The organism is Ferrovibrio sp., from assembly GCF_036381655.1.
In the GTDB taxonomy this organism is placed as follows: Bacteria; Pseudomonadota; Alphaproteobacteria; order Ferrovibrionales; family Ferrovibrionaceae; genus Ferrovibrio.
The window spans coordinates 17,007-38,986 of the sequence record NZ_DASVCJ010000061.1 but is presented as its reverse complement, the minus strand read 5'-3'; the positions used below and the strand labels follow the sequence as shown (position 1 = coordinate 38,986).

The 21,980-nt window shown below is 62.7% G+C and carries 18 protein-coding genes; 15 read left to right on the top strand and 3 right to left on the bottom strand.

Translation table 11 applies throughout. The features are described from left to right. Positions 1–535: 535 nt before the first annotated feature. Positions 536–1,411 carry a hypothetical protein gene (locus VF194_RS12935; RefSeq protein ID WP_330891589.1) on the bottom strand — a complete coding sequence of 292 codons (876 nt, stop codon included), beginning with the start codon at positions 1,409–1,411 and terminating at the stop codon, positions 536–538. Between the two features lie 194 nt (positions 1,412–1,605). Here VF194_RS12935 and VF194_RS12930 point away from each other — a divergent pair, with 194 nt between their 5' ends. Genes VF194_RS12930 through rfbC form a run of 6 tightly spaced genes read left to right on the top strand, consistent with a single transcriptional unit; the run spans position 1,606 to position 7,697 of the window. Beyond that, positions 1,606–2,907, top strand: coding sequence for an NAD(P)H-dependent oxidoreductase (locus VF194_RS12930; RefSeq protein ID WP_330891588.1), 1,302 nt, complete (start codon positions 1,606–1,608; stop codon positions 2,905–2,907). 19 nt (positions 2,908–2,926) lie between these two features. Beyond that, entirely contained in the window at positions 2,927–3,949 is a 1,023-nt protein-coding gene (locus VF194_RS12925; RefSeq protein ID WP_330891587.1) for a glycosyltransferase family 2 protein, read from the top strand. Continuing rightward, positions 3,946–5,301 carry a glycosyltransferase family 4 protein gene (locus VF194_RS12920; RefSeq protein ID WP_330891586.1) on the top strand — a complete coding sequence of 452 codons (1,356 nt, stop codon included), beginning with the start codon at positions 3,946–3,948 and terminating at the stop codon, positions 5,299–5,301. The genes VF194_RS12925 and VF194_RS12920 overlap by 4 nt, the downstream gene beginning before the upstream one ends. Further along, entirely contained in the window at positions 5,298–6,071 is a 774-nt protein-coding gene (gene rfbF / locus VF194_RS12915; RefSeq protein WP_330891585.1) for a glucose-1-phosphate cytidylyltransferase, read from the top strand. The genes VF194_RS12920 and rfbF overlap by 4 nt, the downstream gene beginning before the upstream one ends. Continuing rightward, positions 6,056–7,165: an SDR family oxidoreductase gene (locus VF194_RS12910; RefSeq protein ID WP_330891584.1), complete on the top strand. Its 1,110-nt coding sequence runs from the start codon at positions 6,056–6,058 to the stop codon at positions 7,163–7,165. The genes rfbF and VF194_RS12910 overlap by 16 nt, the downstream gene beginning before the upstream one ends. Further along, positions 7,152–7,697, top strand: a complete 546-nt coding sequence (gene rfbC / locus VF194_RS12905; protein WP_330891583.1) for a dTDP-4-dehydrorhamnose 3,5-epimerase — start codon at positions 7,152–7,154, stop codon at positions 7,695–7,697. The genes VF194_RS12910 and rfbC overlap by 14 nt, the downstream gene beginning before the upstream one ends. Here rfbC and VF194_RS12900 read toward each other — a convergent pair. Further along, on the bottom strand, positions 7,694–9,190 hold the full coding sequence (locus VF194_RS12900) for a lipopolysaccharide biosynthesis protein (RefSeq protein WP_330891582.1): 1,497 nt from the start codon (positions 9,188–9,190) through the stop codon (positions 7,694–7,696). The genes rfbC and VF194_RS12900 overlap by 4 nt on opposite strands. Before the next feature lie 913 nt (positions 9,191–10,103). On the opposite strand from VF194_RS12900, the gene VF194_RS12895 reads away from it, so the two are divergent. The 3 genes from VF194_RS12895 (at position 10,104) to VF194_RS12885 (ending at position 11,542) form a co-directional block, all read left to right on the top strand. Further along, positions 10,104–10,406, top strand: a complete 303-nt coding sequence (locus VF194_RS12895; protein ID WP_330891581.1) for an HU family DNA-binding protein — start codon at positions 10,104–10,106, stop codon at positions 10,404–10,406. Between the two features lie 185 nt (positions 10,407–10,591). Beyond that, the gene (locus tag VF194_RS12890; RefSeq protein WP_330891580.1) at positions 10,592–11,005 is read left to right on the top strand and encodes an FKBP-type peptidyl-prolyl cis-trans isomerase; all 414 of its coding nucleotides are present in this window, start codon (positions 10,592–10,594) and stop codon (positions 11,003–11,005) included. A gap of 93 nt (positions 11,006–11,098) precedes the next feature. Then, positions 11,099–11,542 carry an FKBP-type peptidyl-prolyl cis-trans isomerase gene (locus VF194_RS12885; RefSeq protein WP_330891579.1) on the top strand — a complete coding sequence of 148 codons (444 nt, stop codon included), beginning with the start codon at positions 11,099–11,101 and terminating at the stop codon, positions 11,540–11,542. Positions 11,543–11,649: 107 nt separating this feature from the next. Here VF194_RS12885 and acnA read toward each other — a convergent pair whose 3' ends face one another. Continuing rightward, positions 11,650–14,340: an aconitate hydratase AcnA gene (gene acnA, locus VF194_RS12880; RefSeq protein WP_330891591.1), complete on the bottom strand. Its 2,691-nt coding sequence runs from the start codon at positions 14,338–14,340 to the stop codon at positions 11,650–11,652. Positions 14,341–14,874: 534 nt separating this feature from the next. Here acnA and VF194_RS12875 point away from each other — a divergent pair. The 6 genes from VF194_RS12875 (at position 14,875) to VF194_RS12850 (ending at position 21,961) form a co-directional block, all read left to right on the top strand. After that, positions 14,875–16,854, top strand: coding sequence for an AMP-binding protein (locus tag VF194_RS12875; protein WP_330891578.1), 1,980 nt, complete (start codon positions 14,875–14,877; stop codon positions 16,852–16,854). Between the two features lie 5 nt (positions 16,855–16,859). Next, a complete protein-coding gene (locus VF194_RS12870) occupies positions 16,860–17,651 on the top strand; it encodes an ABC transporter ATP-binding protein (protein WP_330891577.1) in 792 nt (263 codons plus the stop codon). A 10-nt stretch (positions 17,652–17,661) separates the two neighbouring features. Beyond that, positions 17,662–18,555: a branched-chain amino acid ABC transporter permease gene (locus VF194_RS12865; RefSeq protein ID WP_330891576.1), complete on the top strand. Its 894-nt coding sequence runs from the start codon at positions 17,662–17,664 to the stop codon at positions 18,553–18,555. Between the two features lie 14 nt (positions 18,556–18,569). After that, positions 18,570–19,634, top strand: a complete 1,065-nt coding sequence (locus VF194_RS12860; RefSeq protein ID WP_330891575.1) for a branched-chain amino acid ABC transporter permease — start codon at positions 18,570–18,572, stop codon at positions 19,632–19,634. 116 nt (positions 19,635–19,750) lie between these two features. Next, positions 19,751–21,061 (top strand): ABC transporter substrate-binding protein, encoded by a 1,311-nt coding sequence (locus VF194_RS12855; RefSeq protein WP_330891574.1) that lies wholly within the window; start codon positions 19,751–19,753, stop codon positions 21,059–21,061. A 72-nt stretch (positions 21,062–21,133) separates the two neighbouring features. Beyond that, positions 21,134–21,961, top strand: a complete 828-nt coding sequence (locus VF194_RS12850; protein WP_330891573.1) for an ABC transporter ATP-binding protein — start codon at positions 21,134–21,136, stop codon at positions 21,959–21,961. The last annotated feature ends 19 nt before the right edge of the window (positions 21,962–21,980 follow it).

Genomic DNA, 21,980 nt, shown 5'->3' with positions numbered 1-21,980 from the left:
CCGAAAGGTCGGCCTCCCTCCAGCATGCAAGCCTTCAGCTCCCTGAACTGGAGTTCCTCTCCCGCAGGCAACTCGGGGTCAGCGCTCCATCGGCTGGATCGGAAGGCGACGGTTAGCCCTTCTGGTAGGCTACTCGTAGGGCCAGAGATCAGAGTGCCGGTCCGGCCACTCCCAAGCTCATCGATCACTTGCTGCAGCCGAAGCGGCGGTATCGTTGTGCGCCGAATGGGGTCGTCACGGAACTCGGGGCGGGTGAGGGTATTGGCAGTCTCGGTCATCGCGGAACGTCAGTTGTCCGAGCCCGGACCCGGTCCGGCGAGATTTCAGTCCCGGTGGTTGGGCGGACCCTCGAAATTTGCCGCCGATTATTTCGGTCTTCAATACCTCTTGCGGGCTCGTTCGGGCGTGCCCACAATGTCCCCACAACCCCTGCCGGGGCGGGAATTTGGCTGCTGCAAGAGGGCGTTGCTTGTGGGGACAGTGAAGATCCTAGTCCCCCAGCCAATCTATCCAGACAATGTCCGCTCGCAGCCTTTCACGCCGCGCCTTTGGCGCCGGGCTCGATGCGCTTCATGCACAATTCGGAAAGGCAGCACGAGGTGCAGACGCACTGCGCATGCCTGCAGCCGGTCTGCCCGAGCGTCTTCAACTGCCAGTGCAGTTCGTAAAGGTCGTCGGCGTTGAGATCGTCCGCCATCTCCATGACCGCATCGTAGACATCCTCTGCTTCGGCCTGCTCGCCGACCAGGCCGAACCGGCGCAGCACGCGCCAGACATGTGTGTCGACGACAAAGCAGCGCATGCGCAAGCTGCTGAAATTCAGCGTGGTTGCCGCAATCTTGCGGCCGACGCCGTGAATCTGCTCGAGCCAGAACAAGGCCGGTTCGACCTCCAGATCGGCGAGGAATTCGAGATCGACTGCGCCGGCGCGGGCACGGATGTTGCGCAAGGCGGTCTTCAGGTTCGGGGCCTTCTGATCGGCAAAGGTGACCTCGGCCAGAATCGCTGCCAGTTCGGTTGCCGGGGTCTCGATGATCTCCTCCCATCTGCCGCCGCAGCTTTGCAACAGCCGCTGGTAGACGCGGGAGGAAACTTCGTCACGGGTGCGGCTGCCGATGAAGGCGTGGATGAACTGGCCGGTGGGATTGTCGCGCCTGGTATCGCGAATCGGGCCGAACCGGGCGGTCAAACGACGCCGTAGCTGGTCCAGTTCGGCGCGGCGGTCGAAAAGATGGCGCGTTGGCATAAAAGGAGTAAAGAACAAAACAAGTACATTGTCAATCGCAGAGACGATGCGCTGTGTCGCGGTTGCGAATCGGACGGGATGATCGGGCCAGATGGCGGCTGGAGCCCCCAGGGCCCCGCGTTGCGCGCTGTTGAAATGCCGGGTGTACAATACCGGCAGCGCCACACGCGTCGCCATGCGACATGGCCGATATAGCGTGACGAGCCGCGCCGAAGGGATATGCACGCATATGGCGGTGACGGGCCGTGCTGTGACAAATCCCTGAGACGACAACCACCATATGATCACACGCTATGCCGCCAGCAGCATCGCTAAATTGCGGCATGGTCATCGTCGATAAAGCTTTGGAAAAACGCCGCTTGGAGAAGGGGTCGATCCGCGTCGGCCTGATCGGAGCGGGCTTCATGGCGCGTGGCATCGCGCTGCAAATCATTACTGCCGTGCCCGGCATTCAGCTCGTGGCCATCGCGAACCGCCGACTGGAGCCGGCGCGGCAGGCCTTCACCGATGCCGGCCAGGCAGTGCCGCGCACGGTCGACTCCGCCTTCGGTCTGCGCGCTGCCATCGCCGCGGGCGCTCCGGCGGTGACCGAGAACTGGCGCCTGCTATGCGAGGCGGAGGAGATCGAGGCGATCATCGAGGTAACCGGCTCCTTCGATCATGCGGCAGCGGTGGTTTGCGCCGCGATCGAGCACGGCAAGCACGTCATCCTGATGAATGCGGAGCTGGACGGCACCGTCGGGCCGCTGCTCAAGCGCAAGGCCGATGCAGCCGGAGTTGTCTATACGAATTGCGACGGCGATCAGCCGGGCGTGACGCTGAACCTGTATCGCTTCGTGCGCGGCATCGGCGTGCGTCCGGTGCTGTGCGGCAACATCAAGGGGCTGCACGATCCCTATCGCAATCCGACCACCCAGATCGCGTTCGCCCGGAAATGGAAGCAGAAGCCGCATATGGTGGCGTCCTTTGCCGATGGCACGAAGATATCCTTCGAGCAGGCGATCATCGCCAATGCCACCGGCATGAGCGTCGGTCGGCGCGGCATGTATGGCCCGAATGCCGACGGCGTGCGCGTCGAGGATGTCGCCAAGCTGTTTCCGATGGACTCCATCATCGCCGGCGATGGCATCGTCGACTACGTCGTCGGGGCCGATCCGGCGCCGGGCGTCTTCGTCCTCGGCGTGATGGAGAATCCGATCCAGCGCCATTATCTCGCGCTCTATAAGCTGGGTGAGGGGCCGCTCTACTGCTTCTACACGCCTTACCATCTGTGCCATTTCGAAGTGCCGAATTCGGTGGCCCGTGCCGTGTTGTTCGGCGATGCGGCGATCGCGCCGCTGGGCGCGCCGCGGGTGGACGTGGTGGCGGCGGCAAAGACCGATCTGAAAGCGGGGGCAACGCTCGACGATCTCGGTCATTACATGATGTACGGCCTGGCCGAAAAGGCCGAAGTCGCCAGCCGCGACCGCCTGCTGCCGATCGGCATCGCGGTCGGGTGCCGGCTCAAGCGGGATCTACCGCGGGATGCGGTCCTCACGTACGACGATGTCGAATTGCCGCAGGGGCGGTTGATCGATCGTCTGCGCGCCGAGCAGGACGCCTTGTTCTCGGCCGACCTGCGCAAACCCGAGGCAGAGCCCCTTATGGCCGCCCAAGCCTAGCTTGGAGCCGGAGATATCAATGTCCTCCTCACAGCCTTTCGTCAGTATCGTAACGCCGGTCTATAATGGCGCCCGGTTCCTGAAGGAGTGCATCGAAAGCGCCTTGCAGCAGAGCTATGGCGATTTCGAGCATGTCATCCTCGACAATGCCAGCACCGATGGCTCTCGCGAGATCGCCGAGCAATACGCTGCGGCGGACCGGCGCATCCGGGTCGTCTCGAATCCCGCCACGCTGCCCATGGTGGAGAACTGGAATCGCGCCATGGAGCAGATTTCGGAGCGCAGTACCTACTGCAAGGTGCTGCATGCCGACGACCTGATCTATCCGGATTGCCTGAGCAAGATGGTCGATCTCGCAGTCCGCAATCCTTCCATCGGCATGGTCGGATCCCTGCGGCTGCGCGGCACCTTCGTCGAATGCGAAGGCCTGCCGAAGGAGCGCAGCGTTTTTCCCGGCGCCGAGGTCGCGCGGCTGTATCTGCGCCAGGACGTCTTCGGATTTGCGCCGACCTCCGGTCTGATCCGCGCCGATCTGGTGCGCGGCACGCGGCCATTCTATCCGCCGCGTTATCTGCATTCCGATCTCGCCAACTATCTAGATCTGCTCGACCGCGTCGATTACGGCTTCGTGCATGAAGTCCTGTGCTTCTCCCGCATCCACGAAGATTCAATGACGACGCTGGTTACCTCCCAGCGGCAGACATTGATGCGGGAGTGGCTGCTCATGTTGCAGGAATACGGCCCGCGCTACTTCGGCCCGGAGGAATTGGCGCGTCTGGAACGGGACCATCTGCGCCGTTGCTATCGTCTGCTGGTGCGCGGCCTGGTGACGGGCCGGGGCCGGGATTTCCTGCAGTATCATCTGGCCGGCCTGCGCGCCGCACAGCGTGCGCCGAGCATCGCCACGCTGGGGCGCGCCATGGTTGCCGAATTCGGTGCCGCCATCGCGCATCCAAAAAAGGCGCTCCGCCATGTCGAAGCCGCGCTTGCCGGCGGCAGCATCCGCAGCGCAGCGCAATCTTCCCGGAACGGTCCGCCATGATCCGTGTATTGCATGTTTCTCCGACGGACGGCGATGGAGGCGCGGCCGTCGGGGCATACAACCTGCACAAGGCCGTGCAGCAAGCCGGTATCGATTCTACCATGCTGGTCTTGCGCAAATATGGCCGCGATCCCTCGGTGGTCACGCGGCGCGGCACGCAGAAGGCCTTGCTGGACTCGCTGCGCGATCCGCTCGACCGGCTGCCGCTGCAATTCTATCGATGGGAGCCGCACAATTGGTGGTCGGTCGGCTGGCTGCCGTTCGACATCAAGGCTACCGTCGACCGGCTGCGCCCGGATATCGTCCATTTCCACTGGGCCGGCCGCGGCGCGGTGCCGATCCGCACCATCGCGCGACTGCAGGATTACCCATTGGTCTGGACCTTGCGCGACATGTGGCCGCTGACCGGCGGATGCCATTATGCCGGCGAATGCTCGAGATATACCAGCGGCTGCGGCTCCTGCCCGCAACTCGGGTCGAGAAGCGATTTCGACATCAGCCGCTGGCAATGGCGGCGCAAGCACCGTTACTGGCGGGATGCCGCGATCACCTTCGTGCCGCTCAGCAACTGGATGGCGGCCTGCGCGCGGCAAAGCCCGCTGACCTTCAAGAATGAAATCACGGTCATCCCCAACGGCGTCAATGTCGATCGCTTCAAGCCGCTGGATCAGGCGATGGCGAGGGCGGTATGGGGACTGCCGATGGACCGCAAGGTCGTGCTTTTCGGCGCCCTGCATGGCGTCAAGGATCCGCGCAAGGGATTCGGCTACCTCGCCAAGGCTTTACGCCTGTTGATGGCGCAAGGCTGGGAGGACCGGCTCATAGCGGTGGCCTTCGGCGGCGAAGGCGGTGACGATCAGCTCGGCTTCCCCATCCGCTATGTCGGCCGGCTGCATGACGATGTCAGCATCGCGTTGCTGTATGCCTGCGCGGACGTGATGGTGGTGCCGTCGATCTACGAAAACGCCGCCAAGACGGCCCTGGAAGCAATGTCCTGCGGCACGCCGGTGGCGGCCTTCGCCAATACCGGCCAGGTCGACATCGTCGACCACAAGATCAACGGCTATCTGGCCGAGAATCTGTCCGCCGACGATCTTGCGCGCGGAATCGCCTGGTGCCTGGAGCATGGCGGCCCCGGCAGCGCCCTGTCGCAGCAGGCCCGCGAGAAGGTGCTGCGGCATTTCGATATCAGCAAGATCGCACGGCAGCATGTCGCCCTTTACGAGCGGCTGCTCGCCGAACACAGCAAGGTCAGCAAAAAAATCGGGGAAGAGTCAGCCAACGACGCCGAAGCCCTCCCCTATGCGGTGCAGGACGGCTTGGCGCGTTCCAACGATGGGAGCATCTCATGAAGGTGGTGATTCTGGCCGGCGGCTTCGGAACGCGGATCAGCGAGGAGAGTACCATCAGGCCCAAGCCGCTAGTGGAGATCGGCGGGCAGCCGATCCTGTGGCATATCATGAAAATCTACTCGGCCTATGGCTTGACGGAGTTCGTCATCTGCTGCGGCTACAAAGGCAGCATGATCAAGCATTATTTCCGCAATTATGCCTTCGAGCTGTCGGACGTCACCATCGATCTGCACTCCAGCGACATCAAGGTCCACAAGAACGGCGTCGAGCCCTGGAAGGTGACGCTGATCGATACCGGCGAAAACACCATGACCGGCGGGCGCCTGAAGCGCGTCGCCGAGTATCTCGGCAACGAGACATTCTGCCTTACCTATGGCGACGGCGTCTGCAATGTCGACATGAACGACCTGATCGTCTTCCATCGCAAGTCCGGCGCGCTGGCAACGGTCACCGCCGTGCATCAGCCAGGCCGCTTCGGCACGCTGGGACTGATGCCGGGCGAAGATCGCGTGCGCGGCTTCCGGGAAAAATCGAACGAGGATGGCGCCTTCATCAATGGCGGCTTTTTCGTGCTCGAGCCGGAGGTGCTGGATTACATCGACGGCGACGAGACGAGCTGGGAGCGCGAGCCGCTGGAACGCCTTTCCCGGGAGGGCAAGCTGGCGGCGTACCGGCATCGCGGCTTCTGGCAGAACATGGATACGCTGCGGGACAAGAATTTGCTTGAAGGCATGTGGCGCGGAGGCAATGCACCATGGAAGATCTGGTAATCGACAAGGCGGCGGTCCAGCCGGCGAAGACGGGGGGGCGCATCGAACGGCCCGCCAAGATTCTCCTGACGGGCGCCGATGGCTATATCGGCAATGTCATGGCGCCGCGCCTGGTGGAGGAAGGCTTCGATGTGACTGGTCTGGATATCGGGCTTTACCGCGCCGGCTGGCTGTTTCACGACGGCCGCGACCGGCCCCGCATGCTGACCCGCGACATACGCAGCGTGAAGCCGGGCGACCTGCAGGGCTACGACGCCATCGTTCACCTGGCCGAACTCTCGAACGATCCGCTCTGCGAGAACGATCCGGGTCTGACCTACCGGATCAATCATGAAGCCTCGGTGGCGCTGGCGGAAGCCGCCAAGGCGGCTGGCGTGCGGCGTTTCGTCTATGCTTCGTCCTGCAGCGTCTATGGCGCGGCCGGCGATGCCAATCCGCGGACGGAGGAATCGCCGCCGGACCCGCAGACTGCCTATGCCCGCTGCAAGGTTCTGGTAGAGCGCGATCTTTCCGCCCTGGCGGATGACGGCTTCTCGCCGACCTTCCTGCGTCTGGCCACGGCCTTTGGCGCCTCGCCGCGGATGCGCTTCGATATCGTTCTGAACAATCTCGCCGGCCTGGCCTGGACGACCGGGCGCATCGCGATGACCAGCGACGGCACTCCGTGGCGCCCGCTGGTCCATATCTCCGATATCGCCAGCGCCTTCATCGCGGCGCTACGCGCCCCTCGGCAACTCGTGCACAAGCAGATCTTCAATGTCGGCGTGGACGGGAACAATTACCGCATCCGCGAGATCGCCGAGACGGCAGCGAAGGTGTTCCCGGGGTGCGAGGTGACCTTTGGCGAGAATGGCGGCGACAACCGCAGCTATCGCGTCTCCTTCGCCAAGATCAGGGAATACCTGCCAGACTTCACCTGCCGTTGGACTGCCGAGCGCGGTTTCCAGCAGCTCCGGCGCATCTTCGAGCATGTCGGCATGACGGAGGCGGTGTTCAATGCGCCACCTTATACCCGGTTGCGCCAGCTTCGGCAGCTGCTCGATACCGGCCAGTTCGATGCCAATCTGCGGTGGCAAAGCCATGAAGTTTCGTGAGGTTGGCCTATCCGGTGCCTTCCTGATCGATATCGAAAGGCGCAGCGACGAGCGCGGCTTTTTCGCCAGGACCTGGTGCCGGCGTGAATTTGCCGCGCTCGGGATCGACATCGACTGGCTGCAAGCCAGTGTCTCGGTCAGCCGCCGGCGCGGCACGCTGCGTGGCATGCATTATCAGGCCGCGCCGCATGGCGAGGCCAAGCTGATCCGCTGCAGCCGCGGTGCGATTTACGATGTCATCGTCGATCTTCGATCAGAGTCGCCGACCTATCGGCAATGGGCCGGCATTCCCATGAGCGCGGACTCCTATCGCATGCTGTATGTGCCGAAAGGCTTTGCGCATGGCTTCCAGACCATGACGGACGATGCCGAGGTGACCTATCTGATTTCGGAATATTACGTTGCCGAAGCCGGCCGCGGTCTTCGCCATGACGATCCGGCGCTGGGGATCGCCTGGCCCTTGCCAGTGTCCAGCATATCGGACCGGGATGCATCCTGGCCTTTGCTGGCGCAGGCGGACGCTGCAGCTTAAATCGGATTCTGCGCGGTATCGGTTCCGGCCGAATGCTTCGATCCCGGCGTGATCATGATACGCCCGGTTTGCAGGGCGTCCTGAAACAGGCTGGGGGCGAAGAGCCGCGTCGCCAGGACATAGCTGAGGGCGCCGCCCAATGCAGCCGCAGCCAATTGCGCAGGCGCGTAATGAATATCCCGCATGGCCCACAGGATGGCGGCGGCACAGGCCGCCATGACGGCCGAAGCGGCGAGCGGCGGCGCGGCGGCGCTGACGAAGTGGCGCAACGGAATGCCCAGCAGTTTCCGCGTTAATACGAGATGCAGGGGCAGCAGGGCGAAGGACTTGATCACCCAGAAGGCCGTGACCGCGACGATGCCGAAATGGCTGAGCGCCGTCATGCCGCCGATGCCGACGACGAAATAGACCAGGGCGGCGTAAAGCGCCCAGGCGGGCCGCCCCATGGAACGATAGCTGGCGCTGACGAAGATCAGGAAGAAGGCCGGCACCATGTCGAGGGCCAGGATGGCGAAGATGGGGATGCTGCTTTCCCATTTGCCGCCGAACAGGACGAAAATCGCCGGGCGGGCGGTGACGGCCATGCCGATCCCGATGGGAAAGCCGACGAGGCAGCTTAGTCTGGTCGCCTTCATGAAGGCACGGATCATGGCTGGCCGGTCGTTCTGCAGCTTGGCGAAGGTGCTGAAGGCAACTTGATAGACGGCCGTCGCGACCAGCGAGCGGATCAACTGCACGATCCGCCAGGCGACGCTGAAATGGCCAAGGACGACCGACCCGAACAGACTGCCGATCAGCAGCGTCAATGCCTGCTCGCCCAGGCCGGAGATGACCTGGCTGGTCGAGACATGAAAGCCGAACTGCCCCATCTCCCTCAGATAACGCAGTGAAAAGCGGAAGCGGGGCCGCCAGCGCGCGGCGACGCTCACCACCAGGCTGGTCACGATCCCGGCAATGACCTGCTGCGCGACAAGGCTCCACAGGCCGAAGCCGGTAAACGCCATGGCGATGCTGGCCGCCGCGCCGGTTGCGCGCCCGGACAATGTACACATGGCCAGAGTGCGGAAATGCAATTCGCGGCGGAAGATGGCGATCGGCACGGCGCCGAGCGCATTGACGACCAGCACGGTTCCCAGCCAGGGCAGCACGACCGCGAGTTTCGGCTCATGCAGAAGCGTGGCCACGGCACCTGCCCCGGCGAGGCAGAACAGGGTGAGCAGGATCGCTGCGCCGATGGTGCTCCAGAAAGCAGTGTCGAGATGCTCGGGCGTAAGCTGCGGCTGCTGGACCACAGCGTCGACGAAGCTATGCCCGATGATCAGGTTGAAGCAGATGATGAAGGCGCTGCCGAGGGCGACGATGCCGAAATCGCCGGGCTCGAGCAGGCGGGCGAGGAATGCGAAGGAGCCGAGCGATAAGGCGGCAACACCGATCCCCTCGCTGGCCGACCACAGAAGGCCCTTGATGCTGCGGGTCTTCAAACCATTTGCCATGCAATGTCCTCTATGCCTGTACGCGCGATTCAGGATTGCCGTCCGGGCCGGCGGGCGCATGAACGCAACCATCCCGCAGCCTCGCAGCCGCAGACGCAATCGAGTGTCCGGAACATGCAGACTTACTAGAGCGCAGGGCCGCTGGGCGTGACCATACTGGGCCGGCCGGTATGTTCAGTGTGACGGGCACGGAGCAGGGGCGGAAAACAGCCGTTTTCCTTCCCTGTTCGCCGGAGGGCCGCGGGCCGCCGCCGGCCCGCCAGGATCGCTTATTTGCCGTGCCGTGGCGGTGTCTTGGCGGCCGCCCGGCGTATTGCCTTCCATGTCTGGCGGCGGACCCAATCACCAGTTGCAGACAGCCGTAGCTGGCTGTTGATCGGCATTGCCGTGGTCGGCTGGCTGATTGAAACCGGATCGCTTGCCGGGAAGCTATCCTGCAGCCCCTCATCCAGCGCTTCCTCCTGGTCGCGGCGGGATAACCTCCGAGGCCGTTCGTCCTGGTCGGAGGAAGGCGAGGATATTGCCCCTGGAGCATGAACCATGGCGCCCTCGTGTTGCGGGTTGGAGTCCGGATTTGAATTATGCCGGCCGGACGGAGAGGCAATGCCGGGAGCCCTCCGGCAAGACCGGACAATGGGGAGTGGCGCTTCCGCCGCGCAGACCGGGCAGCGATTTTCCCGCCAGCCATGCGGATTTTCGAGGCATGCGCATGTGCTGCCGTATCGGCGGGAGCCGTAAAGCCGCATGGTTCGCGGCTCCGATTCGGGTGAGGCCTCCCAAAGCCGCATGCCTAGCGGTTTTTTGCACATTGCCGGATGGGCAAAATGCCCGGGCGGTGCTATTGAGGATTCGGGAAACAATTCCCGATTCGCAGATAACAAGCGTCTGACGCATATCTTGAGGAGAGAACACTATGGCTAAAGCGGCCACCACCAAGACGGTCACCGTGACCGCGAAACAGATCGCCAGCATGCTGGCGGAGAAGCACGATCTGCAGAAGAAGGCCACTGTTGCGCTGTTTGACGATTTCTTCACCGCCGTGACCAAGTCGCTCAAGAAGGGCGAGCGCGTCCGCATGGGCGATCTCGGCATCATGCAGGTCCGCAAGCGTGCCGCCCGCATGGGCCGCAACCCGCAGACCGGCGAGCCGATCAAGATCAAGGCTTCCAAGAAGGTTGCCTTCCGCGCCAGCAAGGTGCTCAAGGAAGCGATCTAACCCCGCTGTGTCGCCGGCGTCGGCTCGGGGCCTGTCGCAAGACAGGCCCCTTTTGTTTGGTCGGGATGCCGTGCCCGGGCCTGAGTCAACTGCTTGATATTCTAGGCCCGGCTCGCTCCGATATGCCCCGGCCGCCTGTGGATGAACCTCTGGTCCGCGGCGGATTTGCGCGGTATTGTGACGATATGGGTGTCCTCTCATCACTACTCGGGGCGATCGGCCTCGGCGGCAAGCAACAGGGCGTCACCATGCGCCAGACCGCATCGGGAATGCGGGTTGGTGACGTTGTGGTCGGAACCGGCGACAAGGCCGAGCCGGGCAAGATGGTAACGGTCCACTATGCCGGCTGGCTATGGGAGAACAACAAGCCGAGCCGCATGTTCGATTCATCCTACAAGCGCGGCCAGCCTTTCGAATTTGCGCTGGGCCAGGGCAAGGTAATCAAGGGATGGGATGAAGGCGTGGCCTACATGAAGGTCGGCGGCAAGCGTGCGCTGCTGATCCCGCCCTATCTGGGCTATGGCGCCCGGGGCAACGGGCGGATCATTCCGCCCAACGCCACGCTATTCTTCGAGATCGAACTGATCGGCGTCCGCTAGCAGGATCGCTGCGGCCATGCTGGAGCCGCAATTGGCAAGCACCCTTTCCCCCAACCGAATCCGTTCTAGAAGCCTATCAAGGAGCCCTCCCGCATGCTGCTGTCCCGCCGCGCCTTTGCTGTCATTACCGTTGCCGTCGCCACCCTGATGGGCCAGTTCCTGGCCGGTTCGGCCGTCGCCGAGCAGGAAAAGACGACGCCATCGGGCCTGCGTTATATCGACGTCAAGACGGGCAGCGGGCCGGCCGCACAGGCCGGCCAGACCGCCGTGGTGCATTATACCGGCTGGCTGTATCAGAATGGCCAGAAGGGGAAGAAATTCGATTCCTCGCGCGACCGCGGGCAGCCTTTTGCATTCCCGTTGGGCGCCGGCCGCGTCATCCGCGGCTGGGACGAGGGCGTTGCCGGCATGAAGGTCGGCGGCCAGCGCACCCTGATCATCCCGCCCGAGCTGGGCTACGGCGCTCGCGGCGCCGGCGGCGTGATCCCGCCGAATGCCACGCTGATCTTCGATGTCGAGCTGCTCGATCTCAGGTAAGTCGGTCGACGGCCATCTTCGGCCGGGGCGCTGGCCAGTTCCTTTGCCAAACAAAAACGGCCGGGGGTAACCCGGCCGTTTTCGGTTCCGTAGGAGTGCGACCCGTATTACGCAGCCTGCGCCAGATTGCGCAGCACGTAGTGCAGGATGCCGCCGTTGCGGTAATAGTCGATCTCATCCAGCGTATCGATACGGCACAGCACCTCGATGGTCTGCGTCGTGCCGTCCGCCCGGGTGATGGTGACCGGCAGCTTCATCCGCGGCTTGAGGCCCGAGGCCAGGCCGGTGATGTCGAACTTCTCGGTGCCATCCAGCTTCAGGTCCTGGCGCGTCATGTCGTTGAGGAACTGCAGCGGCACGACGCCCATGCCAACGAGGTTTGAGCGGTGGATGCGCTCGTAGCTCTCGGCAATGACGGCCTTGACGCCGAGAAGGATGGTGCCCTTGGCCGCCCAGTCGCGCGAGGAGCCGTTGCCGTACTCCTTGCCGGCGACGATCACCAGCGGCGTGCCGCTGGCCTTGTACTTCATGGCCGCATCATAGATGGGCATGACTTCGCCGGTCGGGACATACTTGGTGATGCCGCCTTCCGTGCCGGGGACCATCTCGTTTTTGAGGCGGATATTGGCAAAGGTGCCGCGCATCATCACCTCGTGATTGCCGCGACGGGCACCATAGGAGTTGAAGTCGGCGTAGGCGACGCCGTGCTCCATGAGGTACTTGCCGGCGGGGCCATCCTTCTTGATCGAACCGGCCGGCGAGATGTGGTCGGTGGTGATCTTGTCCGGCAGGATGGCCAGCACCCGTGCGCCCTTGATGTCGGAAATCGGCGCGGGCGTCGTGCTCATGCCTTCGAAGTAAGGCGGATTCTGCACGTAGGTCGAGTTGCTGTCCCAGTTGTAGGTCTGGCCGGCGCCGACCTTGATCTTGCGCCAGTTCGGGTCGCCCTTGAACACGTCGGCATAGCGCTTCTTGAACATCGCCGGGGTGACGTATTTATTCACCAACGCGGCGATCTCCTTGTTCGACGGCCAGATGTCCTTCAGGTAGACGGGCCGGTTCTTGTTGTCGTAGCCGATCGGATCCTGGGTGAGATCGACCTTCATGTTGCCGGCCAAGGCATAGGCGACCACCAGCATCGGCGAGGCGAGGTAATTCGCCTTGGTCAGCGGGTGCACGCGGCCTTCGAAGTTGCGGTTGCCGGACAGCACCGCGCCGACCACGAAGTCATTGTCGACGATGGCCTTCGAAATGTTGTCCGGCAGCGGGCCCGAATTGCCGATGCAGGTCGTGCAGCCATAACCGACGATCTGGAAGCCCAGCTTGTCGAGATCGGCCTGCAGGCCGGACTTCGCCAGATAGTCCGTCACCACCTGGCTGCCCGGAGCGAGCGAGGTCTTCACCCAGGGCTTGGCGCGCAGGCCCTTCTTGACGGCATTGCGGGCCAGCAGACCGGCGCCGAGCAGCACGCTCGGGTTCGAGGTGTTGGTGCAGGAGGTGATCGCAGCGATTACGACATCGCCATGGCCGATGTCGAAATTGGCGCCCTCCACTTTGGCGCGGAAGTCGATGGCCGTCTTCTTGCCATACTGGCTGGCGAGAGCATCCTTGAACTCGGCCGCCGCGCGGCTAAGCGGCATACGGCCTTCCGGACGGGTCGGGCCGGCGATCGACGGCTCGACGGTGCCGAGATCGAGTTCCAGCGTGTCGGTGAAGACCGGCTCTGGCGCCTTCGGCGTGCGCCACAGGCCCTGCGCCTTGGCATAGGCCTCGACCAGGGCGACCCGCCGCGGATCGCGGCCGCTCGCCTTCAGGAAGGCAATGGTTTCGGCATCGACCGGGAAGAAGCCGCAGGTAGCGCCGTATTCCGGCGCCATATTGGCGATGGTGGCGCGGTCGGGGATGGACAGTTCGTCCAGGCCGGGGCCGTAGAATTCGACGAACTTGTTGACCACGCCCTTCTTGCGCAGCATCTGCGTCACCGTCAGCACCAGATCGGTGGCGGTGGTGCCTTCCCGCGGCTTGCCATGGAGGCGGAAGCCGACCACCTCCGGTACCAGCATCGAAATCGGCTGGCCCAGCATGGCCGCCTCGGCCTCAATGCCGCCGACGCCCCAGCCGAGCACGGCCAGGCCGTTAACCATGGTTGTATGGCTGTCGGTGCCGACCAGCGTGTCCGGGTAGGCCACCTCGGTGTCGCCGTCGATGCCGGTCCAAACGGTCTGCGCCAGATATTCCACGTTCACCTGGTGGCAGATGCCGGTGCCCGGCGGCACGACGCGGAAATTATCGAATGCCGTCTGGCCCCAGCGCAGGAAGGCGTAGCGTTCGCCGTTCCGCTCGTATTCCATCTCGACATTCTTCTTGAAGGCGCCCTTGGACGCCGAGAAATCGACCATGACCGAGTGATCGATGACGAGATCGACCGGCGACAGCGGGTTGATCTTCTTGGTGTCGCCGCCGAGCTTGGCCATGGCATCGCGCATGGCGGCAAGATCGACCACGGCCGGCACGCCGGTGAAGTCCTGCATCAGCACGCGCGCCGGGCGGTAGGCGATCTCGCGGTCGGAACGCTTGTTCTTCAGCCAGCCGGCGATGGCCTTGATGTCGTCGACCGTGACGCTGCGGCCGTCTTCATAGCGCAGCAGGTTTTCGAGCAGCACCTTCAGCGAGTAGGGCAGGCGGGACAGGTCGCCCAAACCGGCCTTTTCCGCGGCCTTGATGCTGTAATAGGCGTAGGTCTTGTTGCCGACCTTCAGATTGCGGCGGGTCTTCAGCGTATCCTGACCGACGACGATGGGAACGGCCCGCGCGGCACCGGCGGCCTTGACGGCGGGCGCCTTCTTGGCGACGACAGCCTTCTTGACTGCCTTCTTCACTGTGCTGCGGCGGGACGCTACCGCCTTCTTGGTCGCCTTGGCCGACTTCTTTGCGACGGTGCGGCGGGCCGGCTTCGCGGCCTTCTTTGCCTGCTTGCGGGCGACCTGGCCGCCTTTCTTTGCCTTGGCGGGGCTTGTGCGCGCCGTCTTAACGGCCTTGCGCGTGGTCTTCTTCGCGGCTTTCACGGGGCGATCCTTTCTTAGTCAAAACCAGGAGTTGGAAAGGGCTGGTTTGCAGCGGGTAGAACCTGCTTGGGGACGGGCCCATAGGTGCCGCAAAACCACAACTTTGCCAAGGGGCATGGAGTGGAGGAAAGCTCAACCGAGGTCGAAAATTGGGCAAGGCCGCAGGGCCGGCAATCGCCACTTGACGTTTATCTGCCTGTACGCTTATCAACGAGAGCAATAACGACGGTGTGGCCACTGGCGGCATCGCGTACAGGAGGCAAAAATATGTCCGAGACGTCGGCCGTGGCCGATGGGCGCGACCCGTTGGGACGCGACACCATCCCTAAATTTATTGCCTACAATGCGCAGCATCGTCGCGACCGCCCGGCCATGCGCGAAAAAGACCTCGGGATCTGGCAAAGCTGGACCTGGGGCGAGGTGGACAGCAGGATCCGCCAGCTTGCCTGCGGGCTTGCGGCTTCCGGATTCCGCCGCGGCGACAAGCTGGCCATCATCGGCGATAACCGGCCGGAACTGTACTGGGCTCTTGCCGCCGCTCAGGCCCTGGGCGGCGTGCCGGTTCCGATCTACCAGGACAGCGTCGCCGAAGAGGTGCAATACGTCATCGACCATGCCGAGGCGCGCTTCGCCATCGCCGAGAACCAGGAGCAGGTCGACAAGCTGATGTCGGTAAAAGATCGCCTGCCGACACTGGAGGCGATCATCTACAGCGACCCGCGCGGACTGCGGCATTACGACCATTCCTGCCTGTGCGCCATGGACGAGATCGTCGAGCGCGGCACGGCCTATGCGCAGAGCCATCCGAATTTCTACGAAGAGGAGCTGGCAAAGGGCAGGGGCAGCGATATCGCCATCATCTGCTATACGTCGGGCACCACGGGCCGGCCGAAAGGCGTCATGCTCAGCCATGACAACATCGTGCGCTCGGCCAATCTGGCGATTGCCTTCGATTCCATCAGCGAAAAGGATGAAATCCTGGCTTATCTGCCGCTTGCCTGGGTGGGCGACAATTTCATTTCCTATGCCGAAGGCTCGATCGCCGGCTTCTGCCTGAATTGCCCGGAATCGGCGGATACGGTGCTGCAGGACCTGCGCGAGATCGGTCCGACATACTTCTTTGCTCCGCCGAGGATTTTCGAGAACCTGCTGACCACCGTGATGATCCGCATGGAAGATGCCAGTGCGCTCAAGCGCGGCATGTTCCACTATTTCATCAATGTGGCGAAGCGGGCCGGAAGGGCCATCCTGGAAGGCAAGCCGGTGTCGCTGAAAGACCGGCTGCTCTACGGGCTGGGAGAACTGCTGGTCTACGGGCCCCTGAAAAACGTGCTCGGCATGAGCCGGTTGCGGCTCGCCTATACGGCCGGTGAGGCAATCGGCCCGGACATCTTCGACTTCTTCCGGGCGCTGGGGGTGAATCTCAAGCAGCTTTACGGCCAGACGGAATGCACGGTCTATCTCTGCCTGCAGACCGACGACGATGTTCGCTCCGACACGGTCGGCCCGCCGGCGCCGGGGATCGAACTCAAGATCGATCCGCAAAGCGGCGAGGTGCTGTATCGCAGCCCCGGCGTCTTTGTCGGTTATTACAAGAACGAAGAGGCCACCGCGGAAACCAAGACGCCTGACGGCTGGGTGCATACCGGCGATGCCGGGGTCTTCACCGATGATGGCCATTTGCGCATCATCGATCGCGCCAAGGATGTCGGGCGGCTCAATAATGGCGCGCTGTTTGCGCCAAAATACGTCGAGAACAAGCTGAAGTTCTTCCCGTTCATCAAGGAAGCGGTGGTGTTCGGCCATGAACGCGATTATGTGACGGCCTTCATCAATATCGATCTGGGTGCCGTCGGTTCCTGGGCCGAACGCAATGGCATTGCCTACACTTCCTATACAGATCTGGCCGGCCGCGCCGAGGTCTACAAGCAGATCAAGGGCTGCATCGAACAGGTCAACCGCGATCTTGCCTCCGACAGCAGCATGGCGGGTTGCCAGGTGAAGCGGTTTCTGATCCTGCACAAGGAATTAGACGCGGATGACGGCGAGCTGACGCGCACCCGCAAGGTCCGCCGGCGCATCATCGCCGAGCGCTATGGCGAGTTGATCGAGGCGTTGTATTCCGACAAGGACAGCATTGCCGTTGAAGCCAAGATCACCTTCGAAGATGGCAGGACCGGGACATTCAAGGCCAACCTGGCGATAGCCGGTGTCGAAACCTACACTCCGATGCGCAAGGCTGGCTGAGCATCATGACGGCAGCACCAAAGAAGATCGGCGACGTCCTGCTGAAGGTCGAAAATATCAGCCTGTCGTTCGGTGGCGTCAAAGCGCTGACCAATATCAGTTTCGAGATCCGGGAGCATGAGATTCTGGCCATCATCGGGCCGAATGGCGCCGGCAAATCATCGATGCTGAACTGCATCAATGGCTTTTATCATCCGCAAGAAGGCTCCATCACGTTCCGGGGGTGGAAGCGCAAGCAGATGCGTCCGCATGAGGCCGCGAGCCAAGGCATCGCCCGCACGTTCCAGAACATCGCGTTGTTCAAGGGCATGTCGACGCTCGACAATATCATGACCGGACGGCTGCTGAAGATGAAATGCGGCCTGCTGAGTTCGGCGATCTACAAGGGGCCGGCCGAGAAGGAGCAGATCGCGCATCGCCAGTTCTGCGAGCGGATCATCGACTTCCTCGAGATTGAGGCCATCCGCAAGGTGCCGGTCGGCCGCCTGCCCTATGGCTTGCAGAAGCGCGTCGAGCTGGGCCGCGCCTTGGCAGCCGAGCCGACCCTGCTGCTGCTGGACGAGCCGATGGCGGGCATGAATCTGGAGGAGAAGCAGGACATGTGCCGCTTCATCCTCGACGTCAACGACGAATTCGGCACGACGATCTGCCTGATCGAACACGATATGGGCGTGGTGATGGATATCTCCGACCGTGTCGTGGTGCTGGACTACGGCCGCAAGATCGGCGACGGCGTGCCGGACGAGGTGAAAAACAACCAGGCTGTCATCGACGCCTATCTTGGCGTACAGCACTAGGGGCGTGGCTATGGCAGGTGTGGCTTTCTTTTTCGAGGTGCTGATCGGCGGCCTCATGGCCGGCGTTATGTATTCGCTCGTTGCGCTCGGCTTCGTCCTGATCTTCAAGGCTTCCGGCGTATTCAATTTCGCGCAAGGCGCCATGGTGCTGTTCGCCGGCCTGTTCTTCGTCGGCTTCATCGAGATCGGCATTCCGCTGTGGGCGTCGCTTCTCCTGACCATTGCCGTAATGGTGCTGCTGGCCGGCGTGATCGAGCGGCTGGTGCTGCGGCATCTGGTCAACCAGGAAGGCATCATTCTCTTCATGGCGACGATCGGCGTGTCATTCTTCCTCGACGGCTTCGGCCAGATGATCTGGGGCAGCAATGTCCGGCAGCTGGACATCGGCATTCCCACCGATCCGATCCTGCTGTTCGACGGCGCCATTCTGGTGCAGTCCTTCGATCTCTACGCGGCCGTCGTTGCCGGCGCCTTGCTGGTGATCCTGGTCTTTTTCCAGCGGACGCGCATCGGCCGGGCGCTGCGGGCGGTCGCCGACGATCATCAGGCGGCCCAGTCGGTCGGTATTCCGCTCAATGTCATCTGGGTGATCGTGTGGACGATCGCCGGGCTGGTGGCGCTCGTCGCCGGCGTGATGTGGGGATCCAAGCTCGGTGTACAGCCGGCCATCGTCGGCCTGGCATTGAAAGCCTTGCCGGTCCTGATCCTCGGCGGCTTCACCTCAGTCCCCGGTGCCATCATCGGCGGCCTGATCATAGGTGCCGGCGAAAAGTTGGCGGAAATCTATATCGGCGATTTCTTCGGCGGCGGCATCGAGAACTGGTTCGCCTACGTCCTTGCGCTGGGTTTCCTTCTGATCAGGCCACAGGGCCTGTTCGGCGAAAAGATCATCGAGCGGGTATGAGCGGGGATTGACGGATGTTCTATCGCGAATCTGGTCAGTACAAGACGTCCTACTCTGCCGACCAGGCCATCTTCACCATCCCGCAGGACCGCGTCTTTTTCGCACTCCTGATGCTGGTCGCCTTCATTGGCGTGCCGCTAGTGGCGACAGACTACATATACACGGCGCTGTTGATCCCGTTTCTCTGCCTCTCCCTGGCGGCGCTCGGCCTCAACATCCTGACCGGCTATTGCGGGCAGCTATCCCTCGGTACCGGAGCTTTCATGGGCGTGGGCGCCGTCTCGGCCTGGAACCTGGCCTACCGCCTGCCTGACCTCAATCTTCTGGTGGTCTTCGTCCTGGCCGGATTGATCACGGCGGTGGTCGGCATCTTCTTCGGCCTGCCGTCGATGCGCATCAAGGGGTTCTATCTCGCCGTTGCGACGCTGGCGGCGCAGTTTTTCCTGCCCTGGCTGTTCGTCAAATGGGGCTGGCTGACCAATTACAATTCCTCCGGCGTGATCTCGGTGCCCGAACTCAGGCTGTTCGGCTGGGGCATCGATACGCCGATGGAGAAATACCTCTTCGCCTTGGCCGTCGTGGCCGTCCTTGCGTTGATGGCGAAGAACATGGTGCGCAGCAATCCGGGGCGGCAATGGATGGCGATCCGCGACATGGATATCGCCGCCGAGATCATCGGCATCCGGCCCATGGTGGCCAAGCTCTCCGCTTTCGCGGTGTCGTCCTTTTTCGTCGGCGTCGCCGGCGCGCTCTATCTTTTCGTCTATCTCGGCTCCACCGAGCCGGACGGTTTCGGCATCAATCTGTCGTTCCAGACCCTGTTCATGGTCATCATCGGCGGTCTGGGCTCGATCATGGGCAGCTTCCTGGGCGCCTTCTTCATCCTGCTGCTGCCGATCTTTCTGACCCAGGTGCCGCCGGCGCTTGGCTTCGAGTTTTCCACGGCGCTGGTATCGCATCTCGAGTTCATGGTTTTTGGCGCCCTGATCGTGTTCTTCCTGATCGTCGAGCCGCACGGCCTGGCCAGATTATGGCAGATCGCCAAGGAGAAGCTGCGGATTTGGCCGTTCCCGTACTGAGCGAGATCGCTACGGCGCGAAGTTGTACGAAAGCTTGTTTGTCGAGTGCTATGGGCGTGTTAGGCTTCAACCAAGTCCGCGGCCAAGGCGGACCTGAATAAAACGGGAGGAGACAAATGAGAGCAACCAAGTGGATACTGCCGCTCGCTATGGGCGCAGCCGTTGCGGGGGCGGCTTTTGCCGCGACGGCACAGGAACAGGTCATTCCCTCGATGGTGTACCGCACCGGGCCTTATGCGCCGAGCGGCATTCCGGTCGCCGATGGCTTCGCCGACTACATCACCATGGTCAACGAGCGCGATGGTGGCATCAACGGCGTCAAGCTGCGGGTCGAGGAATGCGAGACGCAATACAACACCGAACGCGGCGTCGAGTGCTACGAGCGCCTCAAGGCGCTGGGCGGCACGATCTTCAGCCCTTATTCGACCGGCATCACCTATGCGCTGATCGACCGCGCCGCTACCGATAAGTCGGTGATCTTCTCGATGGGCTATGGCCGTGCTTCGGCCACCGTCGGCAACATCTTCCCCTGGGTCTTCACGGCCCCCGCCACTTACTGGGGCGGCGCCTCGGCCGGCGTGCAGTATTTCGCCAAGGAAGCCGGCGGCAAGGAGAAGCTGAAGGGCAAGAAGATCGCCTACGTCTATATCGACATCGCCTATGGCAAGGAGCCGATCCCGGTCTTCCAGAATTACTCCCAGGAACTCGGTTTCGACCTCGAACTGGTGCCGGTGCCGGCACCGGGCCTCGAACAGAAGTCGATCTGGCTGAAGATCCGCCAGATGCGTCCCGATTTTGTCTATCTGCAGGGCTGGGGCGCGATGAATGCCGTCTCCCTGAAGGAGGCTGCGGCCGTCGGCTTCCCGCGTGACAAGATGCTGGGCGTGTGGTGGTCGAGCCAGGACAGCGATGTGCAGGCTGCCGGCGCCGCCGCGAAGGGCTATAAGGGCCTCAGCTTCCACGGCGCTTCGAAGGACCTGCAATTGCTCAAGGACATGAAGAAGTACGTCCTGGACAAAGGCAAGGCCGCCGAGGGCGACAAGCATTTTGGCGAGATCGGTTATCTGCGCGGCGCCATGAACGCGATGTTCACGGTCGAAGCCTTGCGTGACGCCCAGGAAAAGTATGGCAAGGGCAAGGTGATGAACGGCGAGCAGTCGCGCGACGGCTTCGAGGCGATCAACCTGACCGAGGAGCGCATCAACAAGCTCGGCCTGAAGGGCTTCGTTCAGCCGATCAAGATGGCCTGCGACAACCACCTGGGCGACGGCAAGATCCTGGTGGTGCAGTGGCAGGGCGACCAGTGGAAGCCGGTCAGCGACTGGATCGCGCCGGAGAACCAGAAACTCTGGCCGCTCTATCTGAAGGACGCCGAAAGCTACGCGCGGGACAAGAACATCGCCTCGCGCAACTGCGCCAAGTCGTAAACCAAGCAGAACCCCCGCCGGCCTGCCCGGCGGGGGCCTCCTCGACGTGTTATCCAGCCGAGTGAAATCCTGATGAGCGCCACCGCTTCCGCCGCGGCCCAGCCGCTGCTCGCCGTCAACAATATCGAGGTGATCTACAATCACGTCATCCTGGTGCTGAAGGGCGTGTCGTTGCAGGTGCCCCAAGGCGGCATCGTCACGCTGCTCGGGGCCAATGGCGCAGGCAAGACCACGACGCTGAAGGCGATCTCCAATCTGCTGCGCGCCGAACGCGGCGACATCACCAAGGGCCATATCGATTATCGCGGCGAGCGGGTCGACCAGCTCAGCCCTTCGGCCCTCGTCAAGAAGGGCGTGATCCAGGTGATGGAAGGCCGGCATTGCTTTGCCCATCTGACTATCGAGGAGAATCTTCTGACCGGCGCCTACACGCGCAGCGATGGCGGCAAGGCGGTCGATCAGGATCTGGAGAAGGTCTATACCTACTTCCCGCGCCTGAAGGTCCGCCGCAAATCGATTGCCGGCTACACCTCGGGCGGCGAGCAGCAGATGACGGCAATCGGTCGCGCCCTGATGAGCCGGCCGGACATGATCCTGCTGGACGAGCCCTCGATGGGCCTGGCGCCACAACTGGTGGAAGAGATTTTCGAGATCGTGCATAAACTCAATCAGGAGACCAAGGTGAGTTTCCTGATCGCTGAGCAGAATACAAATATGGCGCTGCGCTATGCCGATTACGGCTATATCCTCGAAAACGGCCGTATCGTGATGGATGGCGAGGCAGCGAAGCTGCGCGAGAATTCCGACGTGAAGGAGTTCTATCTCGGTCTCGGCGTCGCTGGCCGCCGCAGCTTCCGGGATGTGAAGCATTATCGCCGTCGCAAGCGTTGGCTGGCCTGAGCTGCCATTTTGCAAAGGG